The sequence below is a fragment of the Anaerovibrio sp. genome (genome assembly GCF_051866355.1).
Taxonomy (GTDB): Bacteria; Bacillota; Negativicutes; order Selenomonadales; family Selenomonadaceae; genus Anaerovibrio.
The window spans coordinates 1-12,256 of record NZ_JBJDWZ010000187.1 but is presented as its reverse complement, the minus strand read 5'-3'; the positions used below and the strand labels follow the sequence as shown (position 1 = coordinate 12,256).

At 53.9% G+C, this 12,256-nt stretch carries 16 protein-coding genes; all 16 read right to left on the bottom strand.

Annotation, left to right across the window (positions count from 1 at the left end; genetic code table 11):
• The coding region (locus ACI3UA_RS09955; protein WP_439724662.1) for a chemotaxis protein CheW at positions 1–649 on the bottom strand (649 nt) is incomplete at its 3' end.
• Positions 650–779: 130 nt separating this feature from the next.
• Positions 780–1,718, bottom strand: a complete 939-nt coding sequence (locus ACI3UA_RS09950; RefSeq protein ID WP_439724661.1) for a CvfB family protein — start codon at positions 1,716–1,718, stop codon at positions 780–782.
• 2 nt (positions 1,719–1,720) lie between these two features.
• The gene (gene rsfS / locus ACI3UA_RS09945; protein WP_439724660.1) at positions 1,721–2,074 is read right to left on the bottom strand and encodes a ribosome silencing factor; all 354 of its coding nucleotides are present in this window, start codon (positions 2,072–2,074) and stop codon (positions 1,721–1,723) included.
• A gap of 11 nt (positions 2,075–2,085) precedes the next feature.
• A complete protein-coding gene (locus ACI3UA_RS09940; protein WP_439724659.1) occupies positions 2,086–3,111 on the bottom strand; it encodes an LCP family protein in 1,026 nt (341 codons plus the stop codon).
• On the bottom strand, positions 3,111–3,695 hold the full coding sequence (gene yqeK / locus ACI3UA_RS09935) for a bis(5'-nucleosyl)-tetraphosphatase (symmetrical) YqeK (protein WP_439724658.1): 585 nt from the start codon (positions 3,693–3,695) through the stop codon (positions 3,111–3,113). The genes ACI3UA_RS09940 and yqeK overlap by 1 nt, the downstream gene beginning before the upstream one ends.
• A gap of 46 nt (positions 3,696–3,741) precedes the next feature.
• On the bottom strand, positions 3,742–4,344 hold the full coding sequence (gene nadD / locus ACI3UA_RS09930) for a nicotinate-nucleotide adenylyltransferase (protein WP_439724657.1): 603 nt from the start codon (positions 4,342–4,344) through the stop codon (positions 3,742–3,744).
• A 31-nt stretch (positions 4,345–4,375) separates the two neighbouring features.
• Entirely contained in the window at positions 4,376–4,543 is a 168-nt protein-coding gene (locus tag ACI3UA_RS09925; protein WP_439724656.1) for a hypothetical protein, read from the bottom strand.
• Positions 4,527–5,780, bottom strand: coding sequence for a glutamate-5-semialdehyde dehydrogenase (locus tag ACI3UA_RS09920; protein WP_439724655.1), 1,254 nt, complete (start codon positions 5,778–5,780; stop codon positions 4,527–4,529). Before ACI3UA_RS09920 ends, ACI3UA_RS09925 begins: the two co-directional genes overlap by 17 nt.
• Before the next feature lie 68 nt (positions 5,781–5,848).
• Positions 5,849–6,973, bottom strand: a complete 1,125-nt coding sequence (gene proB / locus ACI3UA_RS09915) for a glutamate 5-kinase (RefSeq protein WP_439724654.1) — start codon at positions 6,971–6,973, stop codon at positions 5,849–5,851.
• 63 nt (positions 6,974–7,036) lie between these two features.
• Entirely contained in the window at positions 7,037–7,342 is a 306-nt protein-coding gene (yhbY, locus tag ACI3UA_RS09910) for a ribosome assembly RNA-binding protein YhbY (RefSeq protein ID WP_439724653.1), read from the bottom strand.
• 62 nt (positions 7,343–7,404) lie between these two features.
• On the bottom strand, positions 7,405–8,694 hold the full coding sequence (obgE, locus tag ACI3UA_RS09905; RefSeq protein ID WP_439724652.1) for a GTPase ObgE: 1,290 nt from the start codon (positions 8,692–8,694) through the stop codon (positions 7,405–7,407).
• Between the two features lie 142 nt (positions 8,695–8,836).
• Entirely contained in the window at positions 8,837–9,130 is a 294-nt protein-coding gene (gene rpmA / locus ACI3UA_RS09900; protein WP_154405549.1) for a 50S ribosomal protein L27, read from the bottom strand.
• A 5-nt stretch (positions 9,131–9,135) separates the two neighbouring features.
• Entirely contained in the window at positions 9,136–9,453 is a 318-nt protein-coding gene (locus ACI3UA_RS09895; RefSeq protein ID WP_439724651.1) for a ribosomal-processing cysteine protease Prp, read from the bottom strand.
• A 13-nt stretch (positions 9,454–9,466) separates the two neighbouring features.
• Positions 9,467–9,778 (bottom strand): 50S ribosomal protein L21, encoded by a 312-nt coding sequence (gene rplU, locus ACI3UA_RS09890; RefSeq protein ID WP_439724650.1) that lies wholly within the window; start codon positions 9,776–9,778, stop codon positions 9,467–9,469.
• A 167-nt stretch (positions 9,779–9,945) separates the two neighbouring features.
• Positions 9,946–11,325: an NCS2 family permease gene (locus ACI3UA_RS09885; protein WP_439724649.1), complete on the bottom strand. Its 1,380-nt coding sequence runs from the start codon at positions 11,323–11,325 to the stop codon at positions 9,946–9,948.
• 162 nt (positions 11,326–11,487) lie between these two features.
• On the bottom strand, positions 11,488–12,180 hold the full coding sequence (locus tag ACI3UA_RS09880) for an aspartate/glutamate racemase family protein (RefSeq protein WP_439724648.1): 693 nt from the start codon (positions 12,178–12,180) through the stop codon (positions 11,488–11,490).
• Between the last annotated feature and the right edge of the window lie 76 nt (positions 12,181–12,256).

Genomic DNA, 12,256 nt, shown 5'->3' with positions numbered 1-12,256 from the left:
TGGACAGATAGTTCCAGGCATCCTGACCGTTGTTGAAATCACGGACAAAGCGATAGCCGGATTCATGCAGAGTGTTGACCAGAAGCTCACGGAGCAGCGGGGAATCCTCTGCACAGAGAACGTGCACGTTGGAACGCTCCGCCTTCATATCCGTGGTCGCATCGTCAAAGGTGGTCAGCTTGGCATTAATCTCCGGATTAATCTCCGCGATGATGGTCTCAAAGTCCAGCAGGAGGATAATCTTCTCCTGCATCTTTACGATGCCCACAACCCTGGACTGATCGCCCACCTCCGGAGCAGGCTCCATATTCTTCCAGGAAATGCGGTGAATGCGCGATACGCTGTCCACCAGAAAACCGATGTCATAGTTGTTGATTTCAGTTACGATGATGTTCTTCGGCTCATCCATGGTCTGGACATTCAGGCACCGCGGCAGGTTTACCAGCGGAATCGCCTTGCCACGCAAGGTAAACAGGCCGTCAATATACGGATGTGCCTGCGGCATCTCCGTCACCGGCGTGCGGGTAATAACCTCCCTGACCTTGGCTACGTTTATGCCGTAATTTACGGAGCCAATGCTGAACTCTACGATTTCAAACTCATTAGTACCTGTTTCCAGCAATATTCCCTTATTCTCTTCGACTGCCATTCTATCGCCCCCATTTTATCATTCCCCAGCCTTTTTCTGAAAGCTGGATTTATTTACCACATGAATTTCCTCTCTCAATATAGTAAATTCGTTACAAATAGAAAAAATCCTGCTAAATAGATAAAAAAGTTTAAGAATTAATTTCGGATTTTAAATAAGTCCACCCATCGCGCATCTCTATCAGTCCGTCCTTGTACAGACGACCTATAGCGCGCTTGAACGCAGCCTTGCTGATTTTGAATTTCCCCTTTATCAGCTCCGGGCTGCTGCTGTCACCGTAAGGCATCCTGCCGTTGTTGGACTGCAGAAACATCAGCACCCTGTCCGAATCTGACAGCATGGCCTTTTCCTTTGCTTCCCGCAGGGAGGCATTCAGCCTGCCGTCAGGGCGTATGTAGGTGACGCGGGCCTCCAGCTCCTGACCTACCCGCGGCCTGTCCGCCATTTCCTTGTTGGCGATAAAGGCGATATACCGCTCCTCCGTCAGCATAAAGGCTCCCCTGTCCGTTATGTTGTACACGGAGCCCCTCACCATCTGGCCGACGCGCACATTTTCCGCCCGGACGGAAGCACGCCGCATTTCGTCCTCTACCTTCATGGTCACGGCCAGCCGCCCGGACTTGTCCGTGTAGAGCTTGGCCCATACCACCTCGCCAATCTGCAGCTTGCCCCGCATGCCGGCATAAGGCATGAAAATGCCCCGCTCCGCGCCCACGTCCAGAAAAGCACCATCCTTGCTGACGTTGATTACCCTCATCCTGGCAATCTGCCCTTCCTTCAGCTTCGGCACCCGCATGCTGGCTGTCAGGCGATGCTTCGGGTCCAGATAGAGAAAGACCTTCACCTCGTCCCCGACATGTACCTCTCCCGTCTGCTGCGTCTTGTGCAGCAGGATATCATCATTTGTATTGCCGGTTTCCGCATCCAGGAATGCGCCCATCTCGGACTGGCGCACCACCTTCAGCACGGCTACCGTGCTTGGCCCGTATTTCAGCCGCGGCTTCTCCGGTCGCGGTGAACGGCTCTCCCTGCGGCGTCCGCTTCTGAATGAATTATTTATTCCAGCCATCGTCAACCCTCGTAGGCGGTAAGCTCTGCATCGCCCCACAGAGTTTCCAACGAATAATACTCGCGGCTGTCCTGCAGGAAAATGTGCGCTACGCAGTCGCCATAATCCATGAGCACCCACTCACCTTCGCGGTAGCCTTCCTTGTGCATAAACTCGATGCCCTCATCCTCCTGCAGCTTGTCCTCAATGCTGTCAGCGATGGCACGCACCTGGGTGGTGCTGCCGGCGGAGCATACCACAAAATAATCAGTGGCAGGCGTCAGTCCGTCCATATTCATCAGTACAATATCGCGGGCTTTTTTATCCGAAGCCGCGTCTGCAATCAGCTTAGCCAAATCGAGAGATGTCTTTACCATACCTTTCCTCCTTAAAAAATTCCAAAAAATCCTTTGTTTTCCTCCGGCTCAGGCTCCGCCGGAAACAGCTCTGCCATCTTCGCCTCCGCGGCCGCCTGGTCGCATACCCACGAGCCGTTCTGATCCCAGCCGCCGGGCAGGAGAATCATTTCCGGCCGGGTACCGGACAGCTTGCGCACCAGATTGGTAAAGTGAGCGGAATCAAAGGCCTCAATTGTCGTGTTCACCCTGCGCTGCCACACATCGGCCAGAAGTGGCAGCCTGGCCACCATATCCGGCTGCAGCATCCGGTCGTAGACGGCCTTGACAAAGGCCTGCTGCCTTTTGGCCCGTCCGTATGCGCCCAGCTCATCACTGGCAAAGCGCAGGTATTTCTGTGCCGTATCGCCATCCATGTGCTGATAGCCCTTGGGGATATGAATGTACAAATCCCCCTCCGGATCCTCATAGTCCATAGGAGTTTCCACGTAAACATCTATGCCGCCCACGACATCCACCACTTCCTTCAGCGCTTCTATGTCTATGACCACATAATGATGTATCGTCACTCCCAGCAGGCCGGCAACGCTCTGCTCCAGCAGGGGAATCCCGCCGTAATGGTACGCGTTGTTGATGCGCTCCGCCTGTGGCATGCCCGGAATCTGCGTCAGGGTATAGCGGGGAATGTTGAGAATCCGTACTGCACCATCCTCATGGCAGAGACTGACCAGAAAAAGATTGTCCGCCTGCTGGCCGGAATCCTCCCGCCCTGCATCCAGCCCCACAAACAGGATGTTGGTATAGCCGTCAAAACGCGGGTCAAAGCTGGCCGCCCTCAGTGCCCGCCGCTGCTTGTAGCCATCGTAGATTTCGGCGTAGGTGGCATAGGTCTGGCTTGCCCAGCTGTAAAGCCGGACTGACACCCAGCCTGCCGCCGTCAACGCACCAGCCAGAAGAAGCAGAAAAACAATCACCCGGAAAAACTTAATCCGGCGTTTTTTGCGCAAAATCTTCCGCTTGCGCTGCACATTCAGTTTTGTCTGGCTCTCCATAGGCATCAATCCAAATCTTCCGCAGAGTTCTTCAACAGTATATCATTTCTGGCCGCTATGGTATCGGGATGCAGCAGATGCCCCTTGGACGCAACAAATATGATGGACCGGCTCAGCCCTTCCAGCACCATTTCATCAAGGGAGGCCTCCCTTGACAGCCTGCGCAGCTCCTCCACCTCCGGATAGGACCTGCCCGGCTCAATCATATCCGCAAAGTAGATAATCTTGTCCAGTGCCGTCATATTGCGGCCGCCTACCGTATGCCGGTAGATGGCCCGGCATATCTCCTCATCATCTATGCCGTATTCCTCCCTGGCCAGCTCCGCCCCGATATAGGCGTGCAGCAGCAGCGGCATAGCCTTTTCCACCGGCCCGATGGCAATCCCCCGCCTGGCGGCTTCTGCCGGCAGCTGCTCATTGGGATACTGGCGGGCACAGTCATGGAGAAGCCCGGCAATCCGCGCCTTTTCCTCACTCACCTGAAAGCGTCCGGCCAGAAAGGCCGCCGTCTCCGCTACCCCCAGGGAATGCTCGTAGCGCCCCGGCTTCAGGCGGCTCTTCAGCTTTGCCTGCATTTCCTCATAAGTCATACTCAAAACCTTCCCAACATTGCCATTATAACACACAACTAAATATTTATAAATACAATCTTTCCTTGTAAATATATTGTTCCACAGCTTCCGGAACAATATAACGGACAGTCCTGCCCCGCCGTATCCGCTCCCTGATGTCCGTGGAGGATATCTCCAGCTCCGGCGTTTCGAGGCAGTGTATCTTCTCCGCCAGCGGGCCGAAGCGGCGGCGGATATCCGCCATGTCAGGCATACAGCCCGGCCGGGACGCACCGATAAAATGGCACATGGACAGGAGCTCATCGATTCTGTTCCAGGTGTGCAGGCTGGCTACGGAATCAGCTCCCACGATAAAGTAAAACTCCGTTTCCCTGCCATGCTCCCTGATAAGCTCCGCCAACGTGTCATGGCTGTAGGACGGCCCGGTACGCTTCATCTCCATGTCAGAAACCTGAAACCCAGGATTCGAGCAGGTAGCCAGCATGGTCATCATATACCGGTGCCGGGCGTCGGAAATCTCCTGCCCCAGCTTGTGCGGCGGCACAGCGGCCGGAATAAAAACCACCTTGTCAAGTGAAAACTCGTCCATCAGGGTTTCTGCTACGATTAAATGCCCCAGATGGATAGGATCAAAGGTGCCGCCAAAAATGCCTATCCTCTTTTTCACTGCCATCTCCTCCTGAACTCCCCTGCCGGGCCTAATCCCCCACAGCCGCCAGCCGCCATGCCAGCAGCACGGCGGCCATGACGCCGAGGACTATGGCAACAGCCCGCAGGTAATCACAGATATCATGATGTCCCTTTTCCGTCTGCCAATACTGCCGCAGCGTGTGCAGATATCCCCGCAGCCTAGCGTACCTGCCCATCGCCCATCACCAGATATTTCGTGCTGGTCAGCGCCAGCAGGCCCATAGGCCCCCTGGCGTGCAGCTTCTGGGTGCTGATGCCGATTTCCGCACCAAAGCCGAACTCACAGCCATCAGAAAAGCGGGTGGAGGCATTGACGTACACCGCGGCCGCATCGACACAGCGCTGGAACAGCCTTGCATTGGCCAGGCTCTCCGTCACAATGGTTTCAGAATGGCCGGTATTGTACCTGTTGATATGCTCAATAGCCTCCTGCACATCGGCAACGACCTTGACGGAAAGAATGAGGTCATCATACTCCGTCGCCCAGTCTTCCTCCGAGGCCTCGCCCATGCCTACTACCAGCTCGCGGCACTTCGGGCAGCCCCGCAGCTCACAGCCCTTTTCGGACATGGCCTGCACCACCATAGGCAGGAAATCAGCCGCGGCCGCCTCGTGTACCAGCAGGGTTTCCATGGCGTTGCAGACGGCCGGCCTTGAGGTCTTGGCATTGACAGCAATTTTCAGTGCCATAGCCAGATCCGCCGAGGCATCCACAAAGGTGTGGCAGACGCCGGTGCCGGTTTCAATCACAGGCACCTTGCTGTCGGACACGACCTTCTTAATCAGCCCTGCCCCGCCCCGCGGAATAATCACGTCTATGTAGTCGCGCAGCTGCAGCATCACATCCACGGCTTCCCTGTCCGTCTGCTCCACCAGCTGAATGGCTCCCTCCGGGATGCCGGCGTGGTAGGCAGCCTCCGCCATGATGCCGGCAATGGCCTTGTTGGAAATAATCGCCTCGGAGCCGCCCCGCAGGAGGACAGCATTGCCTGACTTCAGGCAGAGGCCGATGGCATCAGCCGTCACATTGGGACGCGCCTCGTAAATCATGCCCACTACCCCCAGCGGCACCCTGACGCGGCGGATTTCCAGCCCGTTGGGACGGACATTGGCATAATCCTCCTCCCAGACAGGATCCGGCAGGGCCGCCGCCTGCCGAAGCCCGTCGGCCATACCGGCCACCCGGCTTTCATCCAGCATCAGCCTGTCCAAAAAAGAACGCTTAATGCCCTTTTTGCGGGCCTCCTCCAGATCCACGGCATTTGCCTCCAAAATGGCGCTGCACCTCTGCTCCAGAGCATGCGCCATAGCCAGCAGGGCGTTGTTTTTCGTAATCGTCGAAAGCCCGTTCATCCTGACCGCCGCACTCTTGGCTGCCTGCGCCTGACTGACAATCTTTTCCTGTAAAGCCATACCTTTCCCTCCAAAATCACATGGACTGCTGTAACAGCCTGTCTGCTCATCAGCCTGTCACATACACATTATATCATAAGAACCATGTTATCGCGGTGAATTACCTCGTCATGAATTTCTCCGCTGATGATATCCGTAAAATCGCTGGTCTTTCTGCCCTTTATCTTTTCCACCGTAGCGGCATCGTAGGCTATGGTACCGCGGGCTATCTCCTGATAATCGGTCGTCAGCACGCGCACCGTACTGCCGGCGCCATACCCGCCTTCGGTTGCCACAATGCCCGCAGCCAGCAGGCTGGAACCCTTCTTCAGCGCCCTTACGCAGCCCTCGTCCACCACCAGCACGCCGGAAATGCGCCTGCCAAAGGCCAGCCAGCCCTTCCGCGCCCTGAGATGGGCATCCTTCGGCGGAAATACCGTGCCCACATCCTCGCCCTCAATAATGCGCCTGAGCATGCCGTCTTCCCCGCCGGAGGCAATAAACATGGTAACACCGGCGGCGGTGGCAATCTTCGCCGCCTCGATCTTGGTGGCCATGCCGCCCGTTCCCACCGAGGAACCCGCCCCTCCGGCCATGGCCTCCACGCCGGAGGTTATCTCCGTAATCTCGGAAAGCAGCCTTGCCTCCGGGTGCGTCTGGGGATTGGCGTCATATACGCCGTCAATATCCGATAGGATAATCAGCACATCAGCATCCACAATGGCCGCCACCGTAGCTGACAGGGTGTCGTTATCGCCAATCTTGACCTCCGCCACCGTAACGGCGTCATTTTCATTTATCACGGGAATAATGCCGTTTTTCAGCATGGTCATCAGGGTATTTCTGGCATTGATATACTGGTTGTGATTGGCAAAATTCTCCTTGGTCAGCAGAACCTGCCCTGCCACCTGCCCGTATTCCGTAAAAAACTTGTCGTAGAGGTGCATCAGAAGCACCTGCCCCACGGAGGCCAGGGCCTGCTTCTCCTGCATGCTGTCCGGCCTCTCTGCCAGCCCCATGCGCACCATGCCTGCCCCGATGGCACCGGAGGTCACAAGAATAACCTCCCGCCCCTGACTGGCCAGGTCCGAAAGCTCCCTGGCCAGACGCTCAATCCTGTACAGGTTGATTTTGCCATTGGGGTACAGAAGGGTGCTGGTTCCGACCTTGACGACTATACGCTTGGCATCCTTTATCTGTTCACGGGTATTCATGGCAAATCATCCTTTCATACATGACGATACAAAGGCTCTTCCCTGCACCATCTTTTTGGCAAATTATTTCGGCAGCTCGATTTTTGGCTTATCAAAATTGCGGCGGAACAAAAGGCCGTTGCGGCCGATTATCTGCACCAGGTCAGCGTTACAGCGCTCCGCCAGTGTCGTAATGGCATCCTTCGGCTCTTCAAAGCAGTTCTGCAGCACACGCACCTTGATCAGCTCACGCTTTTTAATCGCCTCCTGAGCAGCCTGTACCACAGTAGGGGTCACGCCTTCCTTGCCCATATTGACAACAGGATCCAGTGTCATGCCCATGGAGCGCAGAAAACTCTTCTGCTTGCCGTTCAAAGTATTCTTTATCAATTTATATCCTCACTCTCTCAATGGCTTAGCCCAATAATATGATGAAACACATCCGCGGCGCACTACTCCCTGTATTCAAACTCCATGTCGCCGATGTGGACGGTTTCGCCCTCCCTGATGCCGCGCTCCTGCAGCTTCTTGTCAATGCCCTTGATGCGCCAGATGTACTGGAAGCGGCGCAGGGCCTCATCATTGCCGAAATTGGTCATGGCCACCAGCTTTTCAAGGGACTTGCCGCTCACCACAAACTCACCGGAAATATTTCTGCTGATGGTGATTTTGTCCGGGTCCTCAGCCTGAGCCTCGTAGACCTTTTCACCTTCCTCTGCATCAGGCTCCTCCACATATTCATCAAGAGCCTTTGCCACGGCATTTATCAAATCCTTCAGCCCCTGTCCGGTAGCCGCACAGATAGGGAAAATCTGTATTCCCTCCTTCTCTGCCAGCTCCCGCAGGCGCAAAAGATTTTCCTCCGCCCCCGGCAAATCCATCTTGTTGGCCGCCAGAATCTGGGTACGGCGGGCAATCTTCTCGCTGTATAGCTTCAGCTCCTTGTTTATCTTGTAATAATCCTCCACCGGGTCCCTGCCCTCTATGCCGGAGGCATCCACAATATGCACGATAATCTTGGTACGCTCCACATGGCGCAGGAAGTCATGCCCAAGGCCCACGCCCTCGGCCGCACCGTCAATAAGGCCGGGAATATCGGCCATGACGAAGGTCTTTTCATCACCCAGCTCGCCTACATTTACCACGCCCAGCACCGGGGTGATGGTAGTAAAATGATACTCGGCAATCTCCGGCCGCGCCGCTGACACCTTGGATACCAGGCTGGACTTTCCTACGCTCGGATAGCCTACCAGCCCCACATCCGCCAGCAGCTTCAGCTCCAGAAGAAGATTTTTCACCTCGCCCGGCTCGCCGAACTCGGCAAAGGTCGGGGCGCGGTTGGCGCTGTTGGCAAACTTGGCGTTGCCCCGGCCGCCCCGGCCGCCTTTGGCAACCACGGCCTCCTGCCCCAGCTCCGTCAAGTCCGCCAGAACCTCGCCGGTATCCGCGTCCTTCACCAGCGTCCCCTGGGGAACCTTGACAATACATGGAGGCGCGTTATGGCCGTACTGATTCTTTATGTCGCCGTTTTCGCCGTTCTTGGCAACAAACTTGCGGTGATAGCGAAAATCCAGCAGCGTGTTCATGTTGTTGTCCACGCGGAAGATAATGTCACCGCCCCGGCCGCCATCGCCGCCGGACGGGCCGCCCTTGGCAACAAACTTTTCCCGGCGGAAGGCGGACTTGCCGTGGCCGCCCGTGCCCGCCGTAACCTTGATGGTAATTCTGTCAATAAACTGCATACCTGCCTCCTTCTTAAATCTGATGATGTATAAAAAGCTGGTATTGAAAACAATGCCAGCTTTTTATACATCATCTAACATCTACATAAAGAATAAAGAAAAAAATACCTGCACCCATTCAGGCGCAGGTATCTCTTTACTATTACATAGCAGCGTCTTCTACTGCATAAACGCTAACCTGACGGTTGAAACGTCCCTTACGCTCGAAAGCAACACGACCAGCAATCTTTGCATAGATGGTATCATCCTTGCCGATGCCTACGCCATTGCCAGGATGGAAATGAGTTCCTCTCTGACGAACGATAATGCTGCCTGCGGTTACAACAGTGCCAGCCTGCTCCTTGACACCAAGGCGCTTTGCCTCACTGTCACGGCCGTTACGAGTGCTGGATACACCTTTCTTATGAGCGAACAGCTGTAAATCAAACTTAAACATCAGGGTTACACCTCCTGTACCACTGAAATACTAATTTCATCCGGATCATACTCTTGGATGTCATAAAATCCAATAAGCATTGTCTCTAAAATTGCATCAGTTAATTCATCGGGAACACCCTTGAGCCTTGCATGCAAGTCACCACTCGCTACTCTGTAATCAACTTCGCGATGTAAGTGCTGCCCTACGCCCTTCAAGGCGGCCTGTGCTAATGACGAAATCCCGGCACAGACTATATCACTGCCATACTCCCCGTGGTGTCCACGGACATCATAGCCGGATATCCTTCCCTGGGAATTGCGATAAATCTTTATCTCAATCATTTATCTGAAATAATTAAGCCTCGATCTTCTCGATAACAACCTTGGTATACGGCTGACGATGACCCTGACGCTTACGGTAGTTGGACTTAGCCTTGTACTTGAATACAAGAATCTTCTTGCCCTTACCCTGAGCCTCAACCTTTGCGGTAACCTTTGCACCATCAACTACTGGCTTGCCAACAACAACCTCGTTGTCCTTTACTACGGTCAGAACCTGATCAAAGGTAACAACATCGCCCTCGGCAGCCTCCAGCTTCTCAACCAGTACAGCGTCGCCCTCAGCAACCTTGTACTGCTTGCCACCAGTCTGAATAATTGCGTACATTCTCTTACACCTCCCTGTTATTGTACTCGCCAATTACGGTAGAAGCGCCCGAAAGCCCTTCATTTACAAACCTCATTGTGCGGTTGGGGAAAGCACGCATATAAGTTATTATAGCGCACTCACATTGACATATTTTACCATCAGCTTTTAGTAATGTCAATAAGAATTTATACAAAAACGTACTTCAAAACGAAAATAACAGCCAGCACATAGACCACAGGACTGATTTTCTTTTTGGCGGCAGCACCGCTGAAAAGATTGATAATCACGTAAGAGATAACGCCCATGGAAATGCCCTCGGAAATGGAGTACATAAAAGGCATGGCAATGGTAGCAATATAGGCAGGCACTGCCTCGGTTAAATCATCAAAATCAATGCGCATCAGGCTGCTGAGCATCAGGAAGCCCACCACAATCAGGGCCGGTGCTGTAGCAAAAGCCGGAATGGCCAGGAAGATAGGTGCCAAAAGCAGGCTCAGCGCGAAAAGCAGGGCACTGACAATGGCAGTCAGGCCTGTACGTCCGCCTGCGCCCACACCGGCAGAGCTTTCCACGAAGGTAGTAACCGTGGAAGTACCCAGCACTGCACCGGCAGTAGTGGCAACGGAGTCAGCCAGCAGGGCGCCCTTGATGTTAGGCAGGCGTCCGTCCTTATCCAGCATATCAGCCTTGGAGGCAACGCCAATCAGGGTTCCCAGCGTATCAAACAGGTCTACAAACATAAAAGTGATGACGATGGTCACGAAATTCAGGGTAGCGATGGCACTGAAATCCATCTGCATAAAGGTCGGAGCCAGGCTCGGAACAACTGAGCCATTGGCAAAGCTAGGCATTACAGAGAACATGCCCTGGGATGGATCCGGCACATAAAGGCCCGTCAGCTCGCAGACGATACCTGCAATCCAGGTGCCGAGGATACCCCAGAGGATGCCACCCGGCACCTTCTTAGCCATCAGCACGGCGGTGAACAGCGTACCCAGAAGGGCCAGCAGCGCGCCAATGCCCACAGCATGGAAGGAACCATCCATCAGGGCGGCACGGAACGGATACAGGCCTACCAGCGTAGGGCCGTCCACTACAATCTTGGCATTCTGCAGGCCGATAAAGGCGATAAACAGGCCGATACCGCTGGTAACACCGTATTTCAATGCCGGCGGAATGCAGTTGAAAATCGCCTCACGCACTTTGGTGAGAGACAGAATAATAAAAATAATACCTTCCACAAATACGGCAGCCAGCGCAATCTGCCAGGAATACCCCATCTGCGCCACCACGGTAAAGGCAAAGAACGCATTCAGTCCCATGCCAGGTGCCAGCACAAACGGATAATTGGCGAGAAACGCCATAATCAATGTACCAACGCAGGCACCGATGGCGGTAGCCGCAAATACCGCACCTGCATCCATCCCGGTAGTCCCCAGGATACTAGGATTTACTGCCAGAATGTACGCCATTGTCATAAAAGTGGTGACACCGGCAATAACCTCTGTGCGGACACTGGTACCATGCTCCTTTAGATGAAAAAATTTCTCTAAAGCATCATTCATTTCTAATCCTCCTCTACTTCCTTATGAAGCTAATTAAAAAAGAATACGCCGACTAGAAAACCAAGTCGGCGAAACCCAAACACTCAATTATATTACATTATTTTGAACTAAATTGCAATAGAAAAATCATTCTGTGCACCAGATATGATTCCTGCCGCCCCTTCAATCCTCCAGAGCCAGGTCGGCCGCTCTTTTTGCATGAATGGACGTTGTATCAAATACCGGCAGTACAGCGTCCTCCGCACTGATTAAAAGGCCTATTTCCGTGCAGCCCAGGATTACCCCCTCGGCTCCGGCAGCCTTCAGCTTACTGATGATGGCCGCGTATTTTTTCCGTGAGCTTTCTTTGATTTCGCCGCGGCACAGCTCATTGTAAATAACATCGTTTACAAGCTCAATATCATCCGCTTCCGGGACAATTACCTCCAGCCCGTTATCCATAAGGCGCCGCTTATAAAAATCCTGGGTCATGGTGTACTTCGTCCCCAGCAGTGCCGCTTTCCTTATCCCCTGCTTTTTCAGGGCATCTGCCGCCGCATCAGCAATATGAATAATCGGTATCTGCAAGTGCTCCATCATTTCAGGCACCACCTTGTGCATGGTGTTGGTGCAGATTACGATGTAGTCCGCCCCGGCCTGCTGCAGCTTCACTGCCGCATCAGCCAGTATCTCCGCGCTTTTGGCCCAATCGCCGGAGGCCTGGCATGCTTCAATCTCCGCAAACTCCACGCTGTAGAGAATAATCCGGGCAGAATGAAGCCCTCCAAGCCTTTCCTTTACCACCTCATTGATAATCCTGTAGTATGGAATAGTGCTTTCCCAGCTCATACCGCCTATTAATCCTAATGTTTTCATATAGCCTCATCCCTTCCCCATGCTAAGCGCTCTTTGTATTATAACACATCAATACACACGAAAAAAGCACCAAACC